This is a genomic window from Paraburkholderia sabiae, from assembly GCF_030412785.1.
GTDB lineage: Bacteria > Pseudomonadota > Gammaproteobacteria > Burkholderiales > Burkholderiaceae > Paraburkholderia > Paraburkholderia sabiae.
Window position 1 is genome coordinate 3,442,207 of record NZ_CP125295.1, and the last position, 21,172, is coordinate 3,463,378.

22 protein-coding genes are annotated in these 21,172 nt (G+C 61.7%); 14 read left to right on the plus strand and 8 right to left on the minus strand.

The window, feature by feature from the left end:
- The first annotated feature begins 51 nt into the window (after nucleotides 1-51).
- Nucleotides 52-951, plus strand: coding sequence for a hypothetical protein (locus tag QEN71_RS15490; RefSeq protein ID WP_201648625.1), 900 nt, complete (start codon nucleotides 52-54; stop codon nucleotides 949-951).
- Nucleotides 952-988: 37 nt separating this feature from the next.
- Here the strand turns inward: QEN71_RS15490 and QEN71_RS15495 are convergent, their stop codons facing one another.
- The 3 genes from QEN71_RS15495 to QEN71_RS15505 all read right to left on the minus strand — a co-directional run bounded on the left by QEN71_RS15495 (nucleotide 989) and on the right by QEN71_RS15505 (nucleotide 3,671).
- Nucleotides 989-1,243, minus strand: coding sequence for a hypothetical protein (locus tag QEN71_RS15495; protein WP_201648624.1), 255 nt, complete (start codon nucleotides 1,241-1,243; stop codon nucleotides 989-991).
- 342 nt (nucleotides 1,244-1,585) lie between these two features.
- On the minus strand, nucleotides 1,586-3,094 hold the full coding sequence (locus tag QEN71_RS15500; protein ID WP_233471704.1) for a methyl-accepting chemotaxis protein: 1,509 nt from the start codon (nucleotides 3,092-3,094) through the stop codon (nucleotides 1,586-1,588).
- A 358-nt stretch (nucleotides 3,095-3,452) separates the two neighbouring features.
- Nucleotides 3,453-3,671, minus strand: a complete 219-nt coding sequence (locus QEN71_RS15505) for a hypothetical protein (protein WP_201648622.1) — start codon at nucleotides 3,669-3,671, stop codon at nucleotides 3,453-3,455.
- A gap of 435 nt (nucleotides 3,672-4,106) precedes the next feature.
- On the opposite strand from QEN71_RS15505, the gene QEN71_RS15510 reads away from it, so the two are divergent.
- From QEN71_RS15510 to QEN71_RS15520, 3 genes are all read left to right on the plus strand, one after another.
- Nucleotides 4,107-4,580 carry a response regulator gene (locus QEN71_RS15510; RefSeq protein WP_201648621.1) on the plus strand — a complete coding sequence of 158 codons (474 nt, stop codon included), beginning with the start codon at nucleotides 4,107-4,109 and terminating at the stop codon, nucleotides 4,578-4,580.
- Between the two features lie 86 nt (nucleotides 4,581-4,666).
- A complete protein-coding gene (locus QEN71_RS15515; protein WP_201648620.1) occupies nucleotides 4,667-6,232 on the plus strand; it encodes a phospholipase D family protein in 1,566 nt (521 codons plus the stop codon).
- A 146-nt stretch (nucleotides 6,233-6,378) separates the two neighbouring features.
- The gene (locus tag QEN71_RS15520; RefSeq protein ID WP_223957030.1) at nucleotides 6,379-6,954 is read left to right on the plus strand and encodes a lytic transglycosylase domain-containing protein; all 576 of its coding nucleotides are present in this window, start codon (nucleotides 6,379-6,381) and stop codon (nucleotides 6,952-6,954) included.
- A gap of 2 nt (nucleotides 6,955-6,956) precedes the next feature.
- Here QEN71_RS15520 and QEN71_RS15525 read toward each other — a convergent pair whose 3' ends face one another.
- Nucleotides 6,957-7,850, minus strand: coding sequence for a LysR family transcriptional regulator (locus QEN71_RS15525; RefSeq protein ID WP_201648619.1), 894 nt, complete (start codon nucleotides 7,848-7,850; stop codon nucleotides 6,957-6,959).
- A gap of 75 nt (nucleotides 7,851-7,925) precedes the next feature.
- On the opposite strand from QEN71_RS15525, the gene QEN71_RS15530 reads away from it, so the two are divergent.
- Nucleotides 7,926-8,684 carry a sulfite exporter TauE/SafE family protein gene (locus tag QEN71_RS15530; RefSeq protein ID WP_201648618.1) on the plus strand — a complete coding sequence of 253 codons (759 nt, stop codon included), beginning with the start codon at nucleotides 7,926-7,928 and terminating at the stop codon, nucleotides 8,682-8,684.
- On the opposite strand, the gene QEN71_RS15535 is transcribed toward QEN71_RS15530, so the two are convergent.
- Together QEN71_RS15535 and QEN71_RS15540 are read right to left on the minus strand one after the other, a co-directional pair.
- Nucleotides 8,673-9,092: a DUF6632 domain-containing protein gene (locus QEN71_RS15535; protein ID WP_201648617.1), complete on the minus strand. Its 420-nt coding sequence runs from the start codon at nucleotides 9,090-9,092 to the stop codon at nucleotides 8,673-8,675. The genes QEN71_RS15530 and QEN71_RS15535 overlap by 12 nt on opposite strands.
- Before the next feature lie 48 nt (nucleotides 9,093-9,140).
- Nucleotides 9,141-9,770 (minus strand): hypothetical protein, encoded by a 630-nt coding sequence (locus QEN71_RS15540; RefSeq protein ID WP_233471703.1) that lies wholly within the window; start codon nucleotides 9,768-9,770, stop codon nucleotides 9,141-9,143.
- A gap of 176 nt (nucleotides 9,771-9,946) precedes the next feature.
- Between QEN71_RS15540 and QEN71_RS15545 the strand changes: the two genes are divergently transcribed.
- Complete coding sequence (locus QEN71_RS15545; protein ID WP_201648615.1) at nucleotides 9,947-10,618, plus strand: nitroreductase; 672 nt, start codon at nucleotides 9,947-9,949, stop codon at nucleotides 10,616-10,618.
- Between the two features lie 7 nt (nucleotides 10,619-10,625).
- On the opposite strand, the gene QEN71_RS15550 is transcribed toward QEN71_RS15545, so the two are convergent.
- Nucleotides 10,626-11,717 (minus strand): linear amide C-N hydrolase, encoded by a 1,092-nt coding sequence (locus tag QEN71_RS15550; protein ID WP_201648614.1) that lies wholly within the window; start codon nucleotides 11,715-11,717, stop codon nucleotides 10,626-10,628.
- A 157-nt stretch (nucleotides 11,718-11,874) separates the two neighbouring features.
- Here QEN71_RS15550 and QEN71_RS15555 point away from each other — a divergent pair, with 157 nt between their 5' ends.
- Complete coding sequence (locus QEN71_RS15555; protein WP_201648613.1) at nucleotides 11,875-12,363, plus strand: GAF domain-containing protein; 489 nt, start codon at nucleotides 11,875-11,877, stop codon at nucleotides 12,361-12,363.
- A gap of 88 nt (nucleotides 12,364-12,451) precedes the next feature.
- On the opposite strand, the gene QEN71_RS15560 is transcribed toward QEN71_RS15555, so the two are convergent.
- Complete coding sequence (locus QEN71_RS15560) at nucleotides 12,452-13,915, minus strand: catalase (RefSeq protein WP_201648612.1); 1,464 nt, start codon at nucleotides 13,913-13,915, stop codon at nucleotides 12,452-12,454.
- Nucleotides 13,916-14,349: 434 nt separating this feature from the next.
- Between QEN71_RS15560 and sapR the strand changes: the two genes are divergently transcribed.
- Genes sapR through QEN71_RS15595 form a run of 7 tightly spaced genes read left to right on the plus strand, consistent with a single transcriptional unit; the run spans nucleotide 14,350 to nucleotide 21,155 of the window.
- Nucleotides 14,350-15,228: a sap1 transcriptional regulator SapR gene (gene sapR / locus QEN71_RS15565; RefSeq protein WP_201648611.1), complete on the plus strand. Its 879-nt coding sequence runs from the start codon at nucleotides 14,350-14,352 to the stop codon at nucleotides 15,226-15,228.
- 5 nt (nucleotides 15,229-15,233) lie between these two features.
- On the plus strand, nucleotides 15,234-15,800 hold the full coding sequence (ddpX, locus tag QEN71_RS15570) for a D-alanyl-D-alanine dipeptidase (protein ID WP_201648610.1): 567 nt from the start codon (nucleotides 15,234-15,236) through the stop codon (nucleotides 15,798-15,800).
- A gap of 44 nt (nucleotides 15,801-15,844) precedes the next feature.
- Entirely contained in the window at nucleotides 15,845-17,452 is a 1,608-nt protein-coding gene (locus QEN71_RS15575; protein ID WP_201648609.1) for an ABC transporter substrate-binding protein, read from the plus strand.
- 12 nt (nucleotides 17,453-17,464) lie between these two features.
- Nucleotides 17,465-18,535 (plus strand): ABC transporter permease, encoded by a 1,071-nt coding sequence (locus QEN71_RS15580; RefSeq protein WP_201648608.1) that lies wholly within the window; start codon nucleotides 17,465-17,467, stop codon nucleotides 18,533-18,535.
- Nucleotides 18,536-18,593: 58 nt separating this feature from the next.
- Nucleotides 18,594-19,508, plus strand: a complete 915-nt coding sequence (gene nikC, locus QEN71_RS15585; RefSeq protein WP_201648683.1) for a nickel transporter permease — start codon at nucleotides 18,594-18,596, stop codon at nucleotides 19,506-19,508.
- Nucleotide 19,509: 1 nt separating this feature from the next.
- A complete protein-coding gene (locus QEN71_RS15590; RefSeq protein ID WP_201648607.1) occupies nucleotides 19,510-20,391 on the plus strand; it encodes an ABC transporter ATP-binding protein in 882 nt (293 codons plus the stop codon).
- The gene (locus tag QEN71_RS15595) at nucleotides 20,388-21,155 is read left to right on the plus strand and encodes an ABC transporter ATP-binding protein (protein WP_201648606.1); all 768 of its coding nucleotides are present in this window, start codon (nucleotides 20,388-20,390) and stop codon (nucleotides 21,153-21,155) included. The genes QEN71_RS15590 and QEN71_RS15595 overlap by 4 nt, the downstream gene beginning before the upstream one ends.
- Nucleotides 21,156-21,172: the final 17 nt, after the last annotated feature.

Consider the following 21,172-nt stretch of genomic DNA (forward strand, 5'->3'; position numbering starts at 1 on the left):
CATTTGTTCGTTATCTGCCCTATAACAGCGTCGTCAGCGGGAGCGCCAAAAATGAGCACTCACGGGATCATGCGTATAACACAACGCTTCGTACTGGTCGTGCTCGCGCTATTGGGGCTGTCGCTCGGCGCGCTCACATGGGCCGACGACAACTCCACCGCCCTCAAGGACAAGTACGACGCGCTCACGCCGCAGCTCAAGTCGAACGTGTTTCATCGGCCGATCCATCTGGATTCGGAAGAGACATCGAACTCGCTGAAGGGCGATATCTACGCGGTAGTGGACTATCCGTTCGCCACCGTCAACAGCGCATTCAACGACCCGCAGCAAGGACCCGTGAACTGGTGCGAGGTGCTGATCCTGCATCTGAACACGAAGTACTGCCATGCGTCCGTGGGCGGCAACGGCGCGGCCATCATCAGCATGAACGTCGGCAAGAAGACGGAACAGGAACTCGGCGACACGTACCGCGTGCAGTTCAATTACCGATCGGTGGCGACGAGCCCGGACTACTTCCAGGTCGATCTGAACGCGGCGACGGGACCGCTCAGCACGAAGGATTATCGGATCGTGCTCGAAGCCGTCGATATCGGCAAAGGGCGCACGTTCCTGCATCTCACGTACTCGTATGGATTCGGCGCGGCAGGACGCATCGCGATGAAGACGTATCTCGCGACGATAGGCAGTGCGAAAGTGGGATTCACCCAGGCATCGGGCGACTATATAGGCGGCGTGCGCGGCCTCGTGGAACGCAATACGATGCGCTATTACCTCGCCATCGATGCGTATCTCGCTTCTCTTTCTCTTCCCGCCGGCAAGCGCGTCGATCAGCGCTTTGCTACATGGTTCGACGCTACGGAGCAATATCCGCGTCAACTACATGAACTGGACCGGCAAGAGTATTTGCAGATGAAGAAGAACGAGTACTTGCGCCAGCAAACGGCGCAATAGTTCTAAACGACATTTCGTGAAGCTTTTAGCGTGATCTTTAGCGGTCGATCGCCGCGATATCGTGAATGCGCAGGAACTCTTCTCGCTCGTCGTAAAGCGCGGCGAGTATCACGCGTGCATCCATTGGATCGAAGTCGGGATCCGTGACGATCATCATGATGTCGTACATGGCTACGGCACCTGAATAGAACGCCGCTTCCGACGCCTGCAGCTGCGCCTGCGATACGCCGCGCGCAATCTGACGCGCGCAAAACGCCTTCCAGAACGATTCGATGGTCAATGCCTCGGTCATCGTGCCCTCTCCGCTTTCGAACGGCTTTGCTCTCAGGTTCCGCGTGCAATCGGATTGCACTGCAATGCGTGCATCCGTGCTCGTCTTTAGCGCGATTGAATCTGCAGTGCCGCAATTGAAAACTGCCAGGCGCATTCGTATGGCGGCTCGCGCGTTGTTCTTATGATAGTAGGTTTATACCGCACCGCAACCTGTTTGCAACGTAGCTGTCGAGCACAAAACCGAAGCGCATAAATGCGCTAAACGAATTACCGGTTGCCGCACGCGAGTCGACGAAATGACTGAAAAATGCTTCGTCATTCGACGCGCGTTCAACCGGATTGGACATGTAGCGAACCGCGCTCAGGCCGCGAGCTTGAATGACGAAACGGTATCGTCGAGTTCACGTCCCTGGTCTCGCAGTGATTGCGATGCAGCCGACGCCTGCTCGACGAGCGCGGCGTTCTGCTGCGTGACCGTGTCCATCTGCGTGATCGCCAGATTGATCTGCTCGATGCCGCGGCCCTGCTCTGCCGAAGCCGCCGCGATCTCATCGACGATCTCCGACACGCGCGCCACCGCCTGCTTCACATCGGCCATCGTGCGGCCCGCGTCGTCTGCAAGCGACGAACCGCTCTGGATTTCATGCACGGAACGCGCGATCAGTTCCTTGATCTCTTTCGCGGCCTGCGCCGAGCGCTGTGCGAGGTTGCGCACTTCGCCCGCGACGACCGCGAAGCCGCGCCCTTCCTCGCCTGCGCGTGCCGCTTCGACGGCAGCGTTCAACGCGAGAATGTTCGTCTGGAACGAAATGCCTTCGATGATGCCCGTGATCTCCGCGATCTTTCCCGAGCTCGTGCTGATCGCTTCCATCGTCGTTACGACGCGTTCGACGGTCTCGCTGCCGCGCTGCGAAATTGCCGACGCATCCGACGCCAGCGTCTTCGCGTGCTGCGCGCTGTCCGAGTTCTGCTTCACCGTCGTCGTCAACTCCTCCATGCTCGCGGCCGTCTCCTGCAGCGAGGCCGCCTGAGATTCCGTGCGGCGGCTCAGGTCGCTATTGCCCGTGGCGATTTCATTCGTTGCAGTCGATACGCTCGCGCTGCTCGAACGCACGCGGCCGACGGTTTCCGTCAGCCGTTCATTCATGTCACGCAGCGCCTTCAGCAACTCGCCTGCTTCGTCGTCGCGATCGACCACGATACGGCTCGTCAGGTCACCCATCGCAACGGTGCGCGCGACCTGTACGGCACGCGTGATCGGCTGCGTGATCGAGCGCACCATGCGCACGGCGAGCATGACCGACGCGAATACCGCGAACGCGCTCACGCCGAGAATCACGTTACGCAGCATCGCGTAGCGATCCTCGAAGCCCTGCACGATCTCGATCTGGCGCGTCTTCGTGAAGCTCGCGTAGTCGTCGGTTGCCTTGACGAGCTTGGCCAGAAGCGGACGGCAGTGCTCGTCCATTTCCTTGATCGCCTCGTCGTGATGCTTGTCGAGCGCAAGGCCCACGATATTCAGCGCGACGGGCCCATACAGTCCTTCCACACGATTCATCTCGGCGACCAGCGAGCGAGCCGTTTCGCTCGTGTCGGTCGCATTGTTGATCATGTCGTTGAGCTGCTTGAGCTTGATGCCGACATCGGCGTGCGCGCGCTTCACGGCGTCCGTCTCGAGGTCGAGATCCGCCTGCGTCGTGACGAGCACGAGATTGCGCGCAGCGATTGCGCGGCGATCCACAGCCGCGCGCACTTCGGCCGCAACCTGCGCGCGTGCGTCGATGCCGTGTACGTATTGACCGAATGCATGTGTCGTGCTCGCCAGGCTCAACAGCGAGACGATAGAAATAACGACGACGATTGCGGCCATCGACAGAAAACCGACGAACAGCCTCGTCCTGATAGTTAACGTCTTCTTCACTTTTTGGCCCCCGGATTTGACCAAGAAAACTGCTACCGCGATGAATGTTTTTGGTGCAAAAAAACGCCTGCTCTCATTCAGGCGTGGCGTGGAAACGTCCGCGCTCGCTTCGTGAGCGGCGCGTGGATTCGCTTCGACTTACTGGTTATCGGACGCCGCTGCCGAAATATTTAACAATCCAGGGTTTTTAGCTAGATGTAAGCCGACGTTCGCGCGACTACCCCTCGCGGCGCGCGATGCGTTTGGTGAAATCCCGGCAAAAGACGCCTGAAGCGGCGCTCTGCGATATGCGCAGCGAATAGGGCGGCTAGTCCCAGTTCTCATCGATCCATTCGATCGCCCAGGTGCGCGCGCACGTCATGGCGTCGGATTCGTCGACGAATGAATCGATGTCGCCTGATTGATGGACTTCGGCGGGCGTGTTCGGCGTCGCCGCGCGAGTGAGTTTGGCCTGGGCGACGTAATGACCATCTTCGTCGTGCCTCGCCCGGCAGTCGATATGGAATCCCTTGTAGTCGAAATGCATGGCAAGCCTCCATTAGCGAAGAAAGTGCGATGCAATGCGGGTCTGGGCCTCATCCCGGCGGATGAAAGAATCCTAGCATGGCAACGCGCCTGTTTAGCCTTTCATTTGCGCTGCATCGCACGCTCGTGCCCAGCGTTTCAGCCGATGCAACCGTCGATGCGCTATGAAAAAGCTGCAACGCTGCATAACTGGCTTGCGCGTTCGGGCCGCTCGCACACAAGCGGGCACCGCGCCGCGTGAGTCCATCGCTGCGCCGTCCAATCCGCGCAGAGCCAATATGGGCGTGGCTTTCGGACATGTCGAAGTGAAGCGGACCGCGCCCCGGACCGGTTGCATGAAACACGCATGGAATGGGTGTTGCTGTGATCGCTTACAAGTCAGCGGCAACGCAGCGATAGCACAGTGGATACGGCGCGAGAAAAACAGGGGGCAGACATGCGCAGCAGAACCTTCACGCCAACGCGAAGTCAGGTCTGGACGGCGGCACGCTTCATCGCCCAGTCGATCCCGCCGCGCGTCCTCATCGTCGACGATTACATCGATTCCGCCGACGCCCTCGCCGCGTTTCTCGCCACGGCCGGCTTCGAGACACGCGTCGCGTACAACGGCTGCGACGCGCTGGAGATTGCGAACGAATGGCATCCCGACAGCATCGTGCTCGACATCGCGATGCCGGGCGTGTCGGGCCTCGCCGTCGCGCGCACGTTGCGCGAGTCGCCCGCCACGGCATCCGTGCCGCTGCTCGCCTACACCGCCTATGAAACGGGCGACAACTACGCGCAGCTGCGCGACGGCGGCTTCGACGGCGTCTGCGCGAAGCCGATCGATCCGCTGATGGTGGTCGAAATACTCGCCACGTTGCTCGGCACAGCCACGCTCAATCGCACTTACCCGTTCCGCCCGTCATGATCGCGCGCAGCCTGCACGGCAAGCGCTACTTGTAACGCGCGTTCCGTCCCGCTAATCTGACGCGCATCGCAGATGCGGAGCGCGCCATGATCACACTACGAAGTCTTCTCGCGGCGTTCACCGTCGCCTTGCTGACTTCGTGCGCGAGCTTGCCGCCGCAAGCGGACCGCATCGAGACGCACGCTGTCACGGGCACGCAGAACACGCGGCTCGGCGTTGCGTTCACGCCGCAGGAAAAGCAGCATCCGGACGAGTCCGCGTTCCATCTGCTGCCCGATGCCGTCAATGCGCTCGTGGCGCGCCTCGTGCTCGCCGAAGCAGCTGACCGCACGCTCGACCTGCAGTACTACATCTGGCACGACGATCTGACAGGCCGCGAACTCGCGGCTGCCGTGATGCGCGCCGCCGATCGCGGCGTGCGCGTGCGGATTCTGCTCGACGATCTCGGCACGAATGCCGACGACAAACTGTTGCTCGCGCTCGACGCGCATCCGAACGTGCAGATCCGCCTTTTCAATCCCGTCGCGAACCGCACGTTCAAGAAGCTCGGCATGGCCGCCGAGTTCTTTCGGGTGAACCGGCGCATGCACAACAAGTCGATGATCGCGGACAACCAGGGCGCGATACTCGGCGGACGCAATATCGGCGACGAGTACTTCGGCGCATCGAGCGACGTCGCATTCGGCGATCTCGATGTGCTCGTGCATGGCCCCATCGTGCCCGAGGTCTCGCAGGCTTTCGATCTGTTCTGGAATTCCGCGGCGTCGTATCCGATCGACTCACTGATGGGCCGCAAGGCCGACGCCGCCGCGCTCGCCGAGGCACGCAGCAAACTCGACGCCTATCTCGTCTCCGAAGAAAACAATCCCTATGTGGTGAATGCGCGCGAGAAGCTCACGCACGTCATTCATTCGCAGGACGCCGTGTTTTCATGGGGCAAAGCCACGCTGCTCTACGACGACCCTGCGAAAATCACGCGTTCGCCGGGCGATTCGAAAGGTCATCTGATGACGCAGTTCAAGGCGCTCGACCTGCAGCCGACGCAACAGATGCTCGTCGTTTCGCCGTATTTCGTGCCCGGAAAAGAAGGCGTCGCGTGGCTGTCGGGGCTCACGCAAAAGCATGTGCGCGTGACCGTGCTGACCAATTCGCTCGCCGCCACCGACGTCGCCGCAGTGCATGCGGGGTATCAGCGTTATCGCAAGGCGCTTCTCGAAGCGGGCGTGCGTCTTTACGAACTGAAGCCCGCCACCGAAGACAAGACAAGCGACAAAGGCGAAGACAAGAAGCATCTGTTCGGCTCGTCGAAGGCGTCGCTGCATGCGAAGACCTATGTATTCGACCGCAACAGCATCTTTATCGGCTCGATGAATCTCGACCCGCGCTCCGTCGAACTCAACACGGAAATTGGCGTGTACTGCGAAAGCGCGGCAGCGGCCGCGCAAGTGGTCGACACGCTGGAGCCCTCGCTCGATCGAATCGCATGGCGGCTCGAATTGCGGCCGAATCCGAATGGCACGAGCAGTATCGTATGGATCGACACGGCGCCCGACGGCACAGTGAAAGTGCTCGACAGCGAGCCGGACGTGTCGGGACTGCGCAAGGCGGGCATCTGGTTTCTCGGCATTTTGCCGATCGAATCGCAGCTTTAGCGTTTACGCGCTCTTTACGCGCGGCGCTAATTTCTTTTGAAAATCTCGACGGCAAAGTTTTTAGAGTGCTTGCATCCGGGCTCGTATCAGACGATATGCAAGAACAACAACACGACTTGGCGAGAGCGCGGTGGAAGCTCACGCTCTTGAGGCTCGCATTAATGGCGGCGAGCCTCGCGCTATGCAGCACGCTGCCGTTCACGCACGCGCAAGCGGAACCCGCACCCGAAGTATCTGCGGCGACCAGCACGCCGTTTCTCCCCTCGCCCGCCGACATCGTCGCGACATTGCGCGCACAGTTCCGCGTCTCCGCCGCCGATGCGCTCGCCATCGCGCAAGCCGTTCTCACTGAAGCGGACCGCTATTCGATGTCGCCCGTTTTGCTGTTGTCGGTGATGGCCGTGGAATCGGGCTTCGATGCGCATGCAGTTAGCACGCTCGGCGCGCGCGGCTTGATGCAGGTATTGCCCGCCGCGCATCCGCGCGCATTCGTCAACGTGAAAGAACTGGACGATCCCGCCGTCAACGTGCGCATCGGCTCGTCGATTCTGCGCGGCTATCTGGACGCATCGGGCGGCGACATCGATGCCGCGCTGTGGCGTTATAGCGGCGGCGGCAAAGGCTACGCGCGCCGCGTCGCGCTGCATATGCGGCGCTTCAATGAAGTCTTGCGCAATAACGCGCAACCCGTCGAAAGGATCTCGTCGGGCACGCTGCCCTGACGTCAGTTGTCACGCATCATCAACTGTTGCGCGAGCGCATGCGCGTGTGGCGTGAGCGCTGCAAAGTCCCGCGCGCACAGATGCAGACGCCGCGTCGTCCAGGCCTCCGACAACGGCAACACGACGATTTCCGCATCGCGCAACGGCTGCGTGCACGCAGCGGGCAGAATCGCGATACCCACGCCCGCCGCGATCAGGCGCCCAAGATCGGCGACATTGCGCAGCCGCACGCGATATTGCATCTGCCGGCCAAGCCGCGATGCGCGGTCCGTCAGATGCCGCTCAAGCGCCGCATCGGAAAGACCCACGAACTGCTCGTCGACGATATCCGCGAACGCGACGCGCGCCTCGTTCGCCACGCGATGCGCGCGGCTCACGGCGACCACCAGTTGATCGTCGGCGATCATATGCGTTTGCAGCGCCGCGAGATCGGCGATATCCGCGACGATGCCGAGATCCGCGCGCCCTTCGGCGACGGCGCGCACGATGTCCGCGCTCGGGCGCTCGTCGATATCGACGGAAAGATCGGGATGCTCGGTCAGGAAGCGGCAAAGCTGCTCGGGCAAAAATGAAGCCAGCGCAGCCGTGTTCGACATCAGATGCACGCGGCCTTTCAGGCCCTTCGCGTAGCTGCGCAATTCGCCGCGCATCTGCTCGATCTGCCCGACGATGAGCCGCGCGTGACGCACGAGCGCCTCGCCCGCAGGTGTCGCGCGCACGCCGCGCCGCGTGCGTTCGAGCAGCGCCGTGCCCAGCGCCGACTCCATGCCGGAGATGCGCTCGCTTGCGGACGCGAGCGCAAGATGCATGGCCTGTGCGCCGCGCGTGAGGCTTCCTTGCTCGACGACCATCAGGAATAGCCGCAAATCGGTGAGGTCAAAACGCGACGTGGTCATCTTCGGTTGAGGCGAACGCTGGCATCGGAGAATCCCGATTGTATCCGCGAAGGCCGCGCCGCTATGATGCGTCGCATGAACGATCTATTCCTTGTAGCAGGCGCCGGGCTGGTGGCGGGCGGCATGAACGCACTCGCGGGCGGCGGCTCCTTCGTGACCTTGCCCGCGCTGATTGCCGCAGGCGTGCCTTCGGTTCAGGCGAACGCGTCGAGCACCGTCGCGCTGTATCCGGGCGGACTCGCGAGCGCGTGGGCGTATCGCGACGGGCTCGGGCCGATCGGCTCCGTGTCGCTGCGCGCGATGCTCGTCACGACGCTGATCGGCGGCGTGTGCGGTGCGCTGCTGTTGCTGCTCACGCCGTCGAAGACCTTCGATATCGTCGTGCCCTGGCTGCTGCTCATCGCGACGCTCGCGCTCGCGTTCGGCCGGCGCTTCGGCGAATGGATGCGGCAGCGCTGGCACATGGGACAAACGGCCGTGCTCGCGATCCAGTTCGCGCTCGGCGTGTATGGCGGCTATTTCGGCGGCGCGGTCGGGATCATGATGATGGCGATATGGGGTTTGCTCGACAGCCGCGAACTCAAGCTGCTCAATGCGCCGCGCACGCTGCTGGTGAGCGCGGCCAACACGATGGCCGTCGTCGCGTTCATCGTCGCGCATGCGGTGCACTGGCCCGAAACCATCGTGATGCTGATCGGCGCCACGCTAGGCGGCTACGGCGGTGCACAGGTGGGCCGGCGCGCGCCTGCGAACGTCATACGCTACGGCACGCTGCTGCTGACGGCCTGCATCACGATTGCGTTTTTCGTGCGCGCCTACGGTTCAGGGAAGTGATTTCAGCCACGCTGCGCGGCGCAGCGTGCGTGCCTGTTCACCTCGCGGCGTGAGCATCGCAAGCACGATCGCCACGATGAACAGCGCGGGCACGTCGCCGAGCAGATGGCCGCGATGTCCGTCGTGCATCAGCGACTGCACGGTCATGATCGCGCCGTGCACAACGCTCGACCACACGGTGAACCAGATCACACTCAGATGTTCGAGCGGATCGCGTGCGGCGTTCAGCAGAAATACGCCGAGCGTTGCGTAGATGCCGACGATCATCAGCGGGTAGTCCGAGTAGCCCGTATGCCACGTCCACCCGGACGGCCAGAGAATCATCAACGGATAGAAGAAGACAAGCGCGATCAGCCCGATGCAGATGAGCGCGATGCGCAGATACGCGATACGTTTGGCGAGATTCATGAGAGGCCTCCCGGGCGGCGTTGCGGCTGGCCCCTCACATGATAGACGCTAGCCCGCGTTACCCTGACGATGCTGCTGCTGCGCTTCGTCGACACGCGGCGGATGCCGGTGATCGCGCGGACCCTGATCGTGGCCGTGATGCTCGGCCACGCGCGCGGAACCTTGCTGCGGTCCATGCTCCGCGTGCCGCTCCGGCCGATGCGCCTGATTCGGCTGATGCGCATACGCGGGCCGCTCGCGATGCGCGGGCGGCCGATGCTCGTCGCGGCGCGGCGCCATCGCATGAACGGGCGGATGTCCGTTGTGACGCGCCATTTCGACGCGCAGATGTTCGCGTCGGCGGAAGACTTCGGCGCGACGGTCGCCGCGCGCGTAGAAATGCCGATGACGCCTGCCGTCCGGACCGACCACCCACAAATACGTGCTGCCGCCGACGAACACCACGTCGCGATCCACGACACCCGCGATGTACACGTCGCTCGGTGCGGCGACATAAACAGGCTGCGGCGCGGGCGCCGGCGCGCGCACGATGACGGCGGGCGGCGGTGGCGGCGGCTGCACCGCGACGACGGCGGGACGCGGCCTCGTGGGCGCGGCAGCGATCTGCTGCTCGCTGGTGACGCAACCGGCTAATGCTGCAAATGCGGCAACTGCCGCGAAAGATGTGGCCAGCTTCATCGTGTTCAAATGCGGCTCCCCGTTTTTTGTGTGGTCGTGCTGATTCGCCCGCATTAACGGCATAGTCTTACAGAAGCTTTAGCGCGGCGAGTGTGGGAGCGAGCCAGGCGAGCGCCTGTATCATCGGTATCGAGTCGATACGTGAGATGCACAACGCCTTGCCCGAGGAGCACAGCGTGAACGTCAGTGAAGCCGTCAGCAGCCGCAAATCCGTCCGTCAGTTTCTCCCTACGCCCGTCGCGTCCGACGTGATTCGCCGCGTGCTCGCGACGGCCGCGCGCTCGCCTTCGGGCGGCAATCTGCAGCCGTGGCATGTCCATGTGGTGGGAGGCGACGCGCTCGCGCGTCTCAAGCACATCATGCGCGAGCGCATCGCGGATGTGCCCGGCGGCGAAGAGATGGAATACGACATCTATCCGCCGAGCCTGCATTCGCCGTATCGCGAGCGGCGCTTTCAGGTCGGCGAGGATCTTTACCGCAGCATCGGCATTGCGCGCGAAAACCGTCCCGCGCGACTTGCACAGTTCGCGCGCAACTTCATGTTCTTCGACGCGCCGCTCGCGCTCTTCTGCACCGTCGACCGGCGCATGGGCCCGCCGCAATGGTCCGATCTCGGCATGTTCATGCAGACGATCATGCTGCTGTTGCGCGAAGAGGGCCTGCATAGCTGCGCGCAGGAATGCTGGGCGCAATATCCGACGACGATCGGCGCATTTCTCGATCTGCCCGATGACCGCATGCTGTTCAGCGGCATGGCGATCGGCTATGAAGACACGAACGCCGCGATCAACCAGTGGCGCGCGCAGCGCACGCCGCTCGACGAGTTCGCGCAGTTCATCGGCATATGATCTTCGCTCACGACGCTTTCGCCGGCATGAACGTGAATGAAGGCGTCGGCACGAATTGCCCCGACACCTCGCCTGAAAAAACCTGGCCTCTGTCGATGGTGAGCTTGAGCACAGGCGCGCCCGGCTTCAGATTCAGCTTGTGCAGATCGACCCAGAACGTGTCAGGCCGTGTTGCCGAATCGAAGTAATAGATGAGGTTGGTTTCATCGGCGACGGTGCGCCAGATCGTCGACGAAAGATTCGGCTGATCCGGCGTGCTGATGCCGAGCGGCACGCTGACCGAACGCATCACGCTCATCACGCCTGCCACGGCCTGATATGCATACGAGCGGTTCGGCACGCCGACGATATAGTTCGGATCGAGCTTCTTTGGAATCGCGTCGAGCAGGAAGGACGCACGCACGAAACGATCGGCGGCGCGATTCGTGCCGGGCAAAAACGTCTGGCCACCGACGCCGCGCCAATACGTATCGAGCGCAAGCTGCTCGCTGTAGATCGGCGAATTCGTCATGATCCTGTACGACTTGCCGTGATGAATCACGAGCTTGCCGTCCAGATACTCGAGGATCGCGGAATCGCCGCTCGCGTCCGACAGCGACAGATGAATGGTGAGCGGCTTGCCGTTCGGCAGCGGTGGCGCGATGATCTGGAACGGCTCTTTGCCGAGCACGTCGACGGCCTCGGCGACCGTCGAGAAGTTGTCGAGCGCATATTGCGCCCACAGGCTGATCGACATCGGCGCGCGCGTGGGGTCGGGCTTGCCGTAATCCGTCTCCGACAAGTAAAGCGCGTTCGCCACCAGCCCGCGCTCGTTCATGCCGTCGACGCTGCCTATTTCATAGCCCGACACGACCACGCTGCCGTATTTCGCTTTCCAGCGCGGAGAACGCGGGCCCGCGCGTCCATCGCGTTCGATGCCCGCGGGGAACACCCATAGGTTCGACATCATGTCTTCGGACCAGTCCATCGTGCGGCCCGTAATGACGAGATTGCCGTCGCCGACGTATAGCGCGCGGGTGCACGCGTCGGCCGTCAAGGCAATGAAAAGCGCGGCAAGCGCCGTGAATGCAGCGGAGAACTTCGCGAACGGTGTACGCATCAGCTTTCCCTCGTTTGGCCTGCGACAGTTGCGTATTCAGCCATCGTATTCTGTACCGTGTATGACGAAAGCGCATGCATAAAGCGCAGCCTGCCGTCACATTTCGCGCGTTGGTGCGAAAATCACGGATACATTGAAATCAACGTGAGTGCATCCGATGTTCGAATCCACCATCAATACCGCGCTGCCCAAGGCCGAGTTCTATCAGGAACTGGCGTCGCAGGCGCGCTCGCTTCTCGAAGGCGAAGCGAATCAGATCGCCAATGCGGCCAATCTGTCGGCGCTGATCTTTCACAGCCTGCCGCAGCTGAACTGGGTGGGTTTTTATTTCGCGCTCGACGGCGAACTGGTCGTCGGTCCGTTTCAGGGCAAGCCCGCCTGCGTGCGCATTCCGATGGGACGCGGCGTATGCGGCACCGCTGCGCAAACGCGCGAAACGCAGGTCGTGCCGGACGTGGATGCGTTTCCTGGGCACATTGCGTGCGATTCGGCATCGCGCTCGGAGATCGTGATTCCGCTGCAAAAGGCGAATGGCGAACTGGTCGGCGTGCTCGATATCGACAGCCCGGTGCTCGAACGTTTCGACGACGAAGACCGGCGTGGACTCGAAGAAGTCGCGAAGATTTTCGTGGCGTCGCTGGGCTAATCGCAGCGTCGAAACAACAAGCCCCGAAGACCTTTCGATCTTCGGGGCTGATTCGATGCAGACGGCAACCGCCGTCACACGATAAGCTTTACAGCGCGCGGTTCGGCGTCGCGCTTTCCTTCTTCACCGACTCCAGCGCAGCCGCCACGCCTTGCCCATATGCGGGATCGGCCTTCGTGCAGTGCTCGATATGCAGCTTCTGGATCGGCTCCGACACGCCCGCCAGCGAACGCGCCGTGTTGTCGAACAGCGCCTGCTTCTTCTCGGCCGACATCAGGCGGAACAGATTGCCCGGCTGCGAGAAGTAGTCGTCGTCGACGCGGTGGTTCCAGTGATCGGCGGCACCTTCGATCGACAGCGGCGGCTCGCTGAAATCCGGCTGATCGACCCATTCGCCGCGCGTGTTCGGGTTATACGGCGTCGCGCCGCCCGCGTTGCCATCGACGCGCATGAAGCCGTCGCGATGATAGCTGTGCACCGGGCACTTCGGCGCGTTGACGGGAATCAGGCTGTGATTCACGCCCAGGCGATAACGCTGCGCATCGCCGTAAGAGAACAGGCGGCCTTGCAGCATCTTGTCCGGCGAAAAGCTGATGCCTGGCACGACGTTCGCGGGATTGAACGCGGCCTGCTCGACGTCGGCGAAATGATTTTCCGCGTTGCGATTCAATTCCATCACGCCCACTTCGATCAGCGGATAGTCCTTCTTCGGCCAGATCTTGGTCAGATCGAACGGGTTGTACGGCGTCGTCGATGCGTCCTTCTCCGGCATCACCTGCACGTACATCGTCCACTTCGGGAACGCCTTGTTTTCGATCGATTCGTACAGGTCGCGATGCGAGCTTTCGCGATCGCTACCGACGAGTGCCGCCGCTTCCGCATCGCTAAGATTTTCGATGCCCTGTTGCGTATGCAGATGGAACTTGACCCAGAAGCGCTCCTTGTCTGCATTGATGAAGCTGAACGTGTGGCTGCCGAAGCCGTGCATATGACGGAACGTCTTCGGAATGCCGCGATCGCTCATCACGATCGTCACCTGATGCAGCGCTTCGGGCAGTTGCGTCCAGAAGTCCCAGTTGTTTTCGGCGCTGCGCAGGCCCGTACGCGGGTCGCGCTTGACGGCGTGATTCAGGTCGGGGAACTTCAGCGGATCGCGCAGGAAGAACACAGGCGTGTTATTGCCGACGAGGTCCCAGTTGCCTTCTTCCGTGTAGAACTTCACGGCAAAACCACGGATGTCGCGCTCAGCATCGGCGGCACCGCGTTCGCCCGCAACCGTCGAGAAGCGTGCGAACAGTTCCGTCTTCTTGCCGATCTGCGAAAAGATCTTGGCGCGCGTGTACTTCGTGATGTCGTGCGTGACCGTGAACGTGCCGAAGGCGCCCGAGCCTTTCGCGTGCATGCGGCGCTCGGGGATCACTTCGCGGTCGAAGTGCGCGAGTTTCTCGAGGAACCACACGTCCTGCAGCAACGCAGGGCCGCGCGGCCCGGCCGTCTGAATGTTCTGATTGTCTACAACGGGTGCGCCAAAAGCAGTCGTCAACTTGTTCACGTCTAGCCCTCCAACACTTATAGGTAGTTCCGGGGACGCGCCGCCGGATCGTACTGTGGGTTTTCCAGCGGCCACGGCCGCAAAGCGCCGTAGTCTCCGGAGGCGGAATCGGGACGGCAATGCCGTCGAAATGAAGGCCGCGCGGTGCTCAACACGCGTCAACCTGTTACTGCGGAGGCGATCTTACTGCCATTCGAATGAACGAGCAGCGAAGGGTCAAGCCTTCTGGCGCAAGGATGAAACGCATGCAAGATGCGGTGCCAAAAGCGCTTGATCGATGAATGGCATTCAATGCGCGGCGCATCCTTCTCCTATGGAATTACACAATCCGATAAAAAAATTAAGTTAGCGCTGGCTTTATTGTCCTTGTCATATAGATACCAGATTGCCGGCCAATGACAGATAACTAACGAGAACATTCGGAACGACACTCGATGTCCACCGCGTTCGCCCACACAGTCGAAGCAAGCTTTGCGACGCTCACGCCCACGGCCAAGCGGATCGCCAGCTATATGCTGGCGAATCTCGAACGCCTCGGCCTGGAGACGGCGGATCAGATCGCGCAGCAGACGGGCACGAGCGGCATTTCGGTGGGACGCTTTCTTCGCAGCGTCGGCTATCGCAATCTCGACGACCTGAAGCGCGAACTTCGCGGCGCGCAGTCGCGTCCGTGGTTCATCACGGACCGGCTCGACGCTTACCGCAGTGAGCGCGACAGCAGCGACACGAACGGCCTCGACGTAAGCGACCCAACTCCCGCGAGTTCGCTCGATCTCGAAGTCGACGCAATCCGCTATGTCTATCAACTCGCGCAAGGCGAAACCTTCGCGCGCATTGCACAGCGCATTGCCGAAGCCGATGCCGTTTTCATCCTCGGCATCCAGTCGACGCGCGGCATCTCCAATGCGTTCTACAGTTACCTCGAATATCTGCGACCGCGCGTGTTCTATTCCGACGGCATGTCCGGCTCGTATGTGGACTCGCTCAATTCGGAGTTCGCGTCGCCTTACCTGATCGTCACCGACACACGCGCCTATTCGCGCATCGCGCGCCGCTATTGCGAAGCCGCGGCGCGGCGCGAGTTGCCCTTTGCACTCGTCACCGATCTGTATTGCCCCTGGGCGCGCGAGTTTGCTTGCGATCTGATCCAGGTCAAGACGGATGTCGGCCAGTTCTGGGACTCGCTTGCGCCGCTCACGTGCATGTTTAATCTCTTGCTGACATCGATTGTCGAACGGCTCGGCCCCGCCATCGACGAACGCGTCGCGCGCAACCGCGAGTTGCAGCGCGAACTCGATCAATTCGACCTTTGAATCTCATGACCGACACACCGCAACTGATCCATATCACGCCGCAAACGCATCGCGTCGAGCTGCAACTCGCCTATGCAACCGCCGACAATTTCACCGGCAAGCCGATCTATAAGGAAGCGCACTGCTTGCTGCTCGCGCCCGCCGAAGCGGGCCTGCGCAAAGCCGTCGAGCTCGCGGCCAGCATCGGTATGACGCTGCGCATTTTCGATGCGTACCGCCCGCCGCAAGCGCAAAAGGTTCTGTGGGACTTTCTGCCCGATCCGACCTTTATCGCGGAACTTGGACGCGGTTCGAACCATAGCCGCGGCACGGCGCTCGATCTGACCTTGATCGACAGCAATGGCGAAGAACTCGACATGGGTACCGGCTTCGATGCGATGGTCAAGGAGTCCGAGCACTTTCACAAGGGACTGCCGCAGCATGTGCAGCGTAACCGTCTGCTGCTGCTCGGCATCATGCACGCAGCCGGATTTACGCATATTGCCAGCGAGTGGTGGCATTACGAATTACCCGGTTCGCGCGCGCTGCCTGTCATCGACAACGACGACAGCGGCCCGTTGAAACTGATGTAGTCGCACGCTTTTTCCCGCATGTTCCCTCTCGATACGGAGCGAGTATGAATCTGGTTCTGCGCAATGCGCTAGCGGCAGCGGCCGTCGTTTCGGCCCTGACGCTTACGATGACGACAACAAGCACCGCATTGGCGGCCACGCCGAAAGACATGCTGGTGATCGCCACCACGCTCGACGAATTCTCGACGCTCGATCCGGGCGAAGTGTACGAGCTGGTGCCTGAAGAATATGTCGCGAATACGTACGACCGACTCGTACGCGTCGATCTGAAAGACCCGTCGATATTCAACGGCGACGTCGCGCAATCGTGGACGGTCAGCCCCGACGGACTTACGTTCACGTTCAAGATCCGCTCTGGCCTCAAGTTCCACTCGGGCAACCCGCTCACGGCCGACGACGTCGCATGGTCGATCCAGCGCTGCGTGCTGCTCGACAAGGGCGCGGCGGCCGTGTTGCAAGGCATCGGGCTGACGAAGGACAACGCGCTGCAAAACGTGAAGAAGGTCGACGATTCGACCGTCAGCATCACGACCGATCAGAAATACGCGCCTACGTTCGTGCTGAACGTGCTGGGCGCGTGGCCGGCGTCGGTGGTCGACAAGAAGCTGCTGCTGTCGCATCAGAAGGGCAACGACTTCGGCAACGAATGGCTGCGCACGAACGAAGCGGGTTCGGGTGCGTACAAGCTCGTGAAGTGGAGCGCGAACGAAAGCATCATTCTGCAGAAGTTCGACGGCTACCGCATGCCGCTGGCGATGAAACGCATCGTGCTGCGGCACGTGCCCGAAGCGTCGAGCCAGCGCCTGCTGCTCGAAAACGGCGACGCCGACGTCGCGCGCAATCTGAGCCCCGACGATCTCGCGGCACTCACGAAGGGCAACAAGGTCACGGTGACGTCGGTGCCGCAAGCGACATTGCTCTATCTCGGCCTGAACGTTAAGAACCCGAATCTCGCGAAGCCTGAAGTACAGGAAGCAATGAAGTGGCTGATCGACTACGACGGCATTCAGAAAAACGTGACGAAGAGCACCTTCAAGGTTCACGAAACGTTCCTGCCCGAAGGCTTTCTCGGCGCGCTGAACAGCAACCCGTATCATCAGGACGTCGCGAAAGCGAAGGCATTGCTCGCTAAAGCCGGCTTGCCGAATGGCTTCAACGTGACGATGGACGTGCGCAGCGCGTATCCGTACAACGAAATCGCGCAAGCCGTGCAGGCGAATCTCGCGCAAGGCGGCATCAAGGTCGAGATCATTCCCGGCGACAACAAGCAGACGCTCGCGAAGTATCGCGCGCGGCAGCACGATATCTATATCGGCGAATGGTCGGCGGATTACATCGACCCGCACAGCAACGCGCAAGGCTACGCATGGAATCCCGACAACTCGGACAAGTCTTCGTACAAGATGCTCGCGTGGCGCAATTCGTGGGACATTCCCGATCTGACGAAAGAGACCAATGCGGCACTCGCCGAATCGTCGACGACGAAACGCGCGCAGCTCTATCAGACGATGCAGAAGGAAATGCTCGCGAAATCGCCGTTCGTCATCATGTTCCAGCAGGTGTCGCAAGTGGCGATGCGTCCGGGCGTGTCGGGTCTCGAAGTCGGCCCGATCAACGACCTCGTGTCGTATCTGCATGTGAAGAAGCAGTAAGCGCATAGCGACATGTCGACGACGCTCACTCCCATCGATCGAATCCGCGCTGCGTCCACGCGCAGCGCGGGCGTGCGCTGGACGCTGCGCGTGCTGCGCTGGGTACTCACGCTCGCGATCACGTTCACGGGGCTGCTGGCCGTGACCTTCGTGATCGGCCGCAAGGTGCCGATCGATCCCGTGCTCGCGATACTCGGCGATCGGGCTTCGGCGAGCGCTTATGCGGCCGCGCGTATTCAGCTCGGCCTCGACAAGCCGCTCGTCGAGCAGTTCTTCATCTACGTGAGCGCCGTGCTGCATGGCGATCTCGGCGTGTCGCTATTAACGGCGAATCCGGTGATCGACGATATCAAGCGCGTGTTTCCTGCGACGCTCGAACTGGCCACTTTGGCGACGATCATCGGCGTGCTGGTTGGCGTGCCGCTCGGCGTGATTGCGGCGACGCGGCATAACCGCTGGATCGATCACGTCGCGCGTTTTATCGGGTTGATCGGTAGTTCGGTGCCTGTGTTCTGGCTGGGGTTGATGGGGCTGCTGCTGTTCTATGCAAAGCTGCACTGGGTATCGGGACCAGGAAGACTCGACCCCGTGTTCGACGGCATGGTCGATACGCATACGGGCAGTCTGCTGATCGATTCGCTGATCGCCGGCGAATGGGATGTGTTCTTCAACGCGCTATCGCACATCGCGTTGCCTGCCGCGATACTCGGTTATTACTCGGTCGCGTATCTGAGCCGGATGACGCGCTCGTTCATGCTCGATCAGCTGAATCAGGAATACATCACGACGGCGCGCGCGAAAGGTCTGTCAGAGCGGCGCGTGGTGTGGGTGCATGCGTTCGGCAATATCGCCGTGCCGCTGCTCACCGTGATCGCGCTCTCGTACAGCTTTTTGCTCGAAGGCTCGGTGCTGACGGAGATCGTGTTCGCGTGGCCCGGCATCGGCTCGTATCTGACAGGCGCCCTGCTCAACGCCGACATGAATGCCGTGCTCGGCAGCACGCTCGTGATCGGCATGACCTTCATCGCGTTGAACCTGCTGACCGACGCGCTGTATCGCGTGTTCGATCCGCGCGCCCGCTGATGCAACGGAGACTTTCGACGTGCGACCCCCTGTTGACCGTTCGACGCAGGACTGGCCGATGAACGCGCCGCGTCCCACGTGGAAGGAATGGCTGCTGACGGACACGCCCGCGTCGCGCAGACAGGCCGCGCTCGGACTCGCGTATCGACGTTGGCGGCGCTTTGCGGGCAATCCGCTTTCCGTATTCGGTTTTTCGATTCTGGTGCTGCTTGTGATCGTCGCGATTATCGGCCCGTGGATTGCGCCGCATGATCCGTTGCGGCAAGTGCTGTCCGATCGCCTGTTGCCGCCTGGCTCTGCATCGCACTGGCTCGGCACCGATCAACTCGGCCGCGACATACTCTCGCGCATCATCTACGGTTCGCGGCTCACGCTGTCGATTGCGATACTCGTCGTGGTCGTCGTAGTTCCGATTGGTCTTTTGATCGGCACGACGGCAGGCTTCTTCGGCGGCTGGGTCGATAACGTGCTGATGCGCGTGACGGACATCGCGCTCGCTTTCCCGAAGATCGTGCTCGCACTGGCCTTCGCTGCCGCGCTGGGTCCGGGCGTGATCAATGCGGTGATCGCGATTTCGATCACCGCATGGCCCGCGTATGCGCGGCTAGCGCGTGCCGAAACGTTGCGGCTCGTGCAGGCCGACTTCATTCACGTCGCGCGGCTGCAAGGCGCGTCGAGCTTGCGCATTCTGCTGCGCTATATCGTGCCGCTGTGTTCGTCGTCGGTGATCGTGCGCGCGACGCTCGACATGGCGGGCATCATTCTGACCGTCGCGGGTCTCGGCTTTCTCGGACTCGGCGCGCAACCGCCGAGTCCCGAATGGGGCTTCATGGTCGCGTCGGGCCGCAACGTGCTGCTCGATTCGTGGTGGGTCGCGACGATACCGGGTTTCGCGATTCTGCTCGTGAGCCTCGCGTTCAATCTGCTCGGCGACGGCTTGCGCGATGTCTTCGATCCGCGGCATGGAGACTGATATGGGCACTAACGAAACGCAGCAAGCTCTGTGCGAAATCGACGATCTGCGCATTGCCTTTCGCGCTCACGACGGCTCGATGAACGAAGCCGTGCGCGGCCTTTCGCTGACGCTGAACAAGGGCGAACGGCTCGGTATCGTCGGCGAATCCGGTTCGGGCAAATCGCTGACGGGGCGCGCATTGCTCGGGCTGTTGCCGCCTGCCGCACATTGCAGCGCTAACGCGCTGCGCTTCGACGGACAGGATCTGCTCTCCATGCGGGCGGACAAGCGCCGCCGTTTATGCGGGCAGCAGATGGGCATGATCCTGCAAGACCCTAAGTACTCGCTGAATCCGGTGATGACCGTCGCGCAGCAGATGCGAGAAACGTTTGCGCTGCACGATCCGAAGCTCGGCCGCCGTGCGATGCGCGAGAAGATCGTCGCCGCGCTCGAGGCCGTGCATATCCGCAATCCGGAACGCGTTGCGGATTCGTATCCGCATGAACTGTCGGGCGGCATGGGACAGCGCGTGATGATCGCAATGATGGTATCGACGGGCCCGCGTCTGTTGATCGCCGACGAACCGACCAGCGCGCTCGACGTTTTAGTGTCGATGCAGGTTCTCGCCGTACTCGACGAGATGATCGCGAAACACGACACTGGCCTCATCTTCATCAGCCACGATCTGCCTCTCGTGATGTCGTTCTGCGATCGCGTCGTGGTGATGTATGCGGGGCGTGTGGTCGAAACCTGCGCTGCTCGCGACCTCGTGAACGCGCAACATCCCTATACGCGCGGGCTGCTCGCCGCGAATCCGCCGCTCGTCAATCCGCCCGCCGAATTGCCCGTTCTTTCGCGCGATCCCGCCTGGCTCAACGACGTTCAAGGAGCTTCCGCATGATCGACGTCGATGCAGTGACCGTGCGCTTCAAGACCGCGGCAGGTGCCGTCGATGCCGTGCGCGATGCGAGTTTTCATGTCGCCCCAGGCGAGATATTTGGGCTCGTCGGCGAATCGGGTTCCGGCAAGTCGACCATCCTGCGCGCGTTGAGCGGACTCACGCCCATTGCAGAAGGCACGATGCGCATTGCACAGCAAGGCGAACAGTCGAACAAGCGCGACGTGCAAATGGTGTTTCAGGATCCCTACGGCTCGCTGCATCCGCGCTTCACTGTCGATCAGACCTTGCGCGAACCGCTGCGCATCAATGGCATCGGGCAGCATGAAGAGCGCATCGTCAATGCGCTTCGCGAAGTGGGACTCAACGCGTCGTTTCGCTTTCGCTATCCGCATCAATTGTCGGGCGGGCAGCGGCAGCGCGTTGCGATTGCGCGTGCGCTGATCGTCGAGCCGCGCGTGCTGCTGCTCGACGAACCGACGTCGGCACTCGATGTCTCCGTGCAGGCCGAGATACTGAACCTGCTCAAGCGCCTGCATCAGGAGCGCAATCTGACGATGATTCTCGTGAGCCACAATCTCGCCGTGGTCGGCTTTCTGTGCTCGCGCGTCGCGATCATGCGCAACGGCGAGATTGTCGAAGAACTCGATGTCGAGCAGATTCGCGCGCAGCAGGTCGACAATGAATACTCGCGCAGCCTGCTTCTTGCAACGGGTGGTTATCAGCGCAAAGCCGTCGAGGCCCTAGGCGTGGATGCGTCGCTCTAAAGAGCGACGCCCCTTAT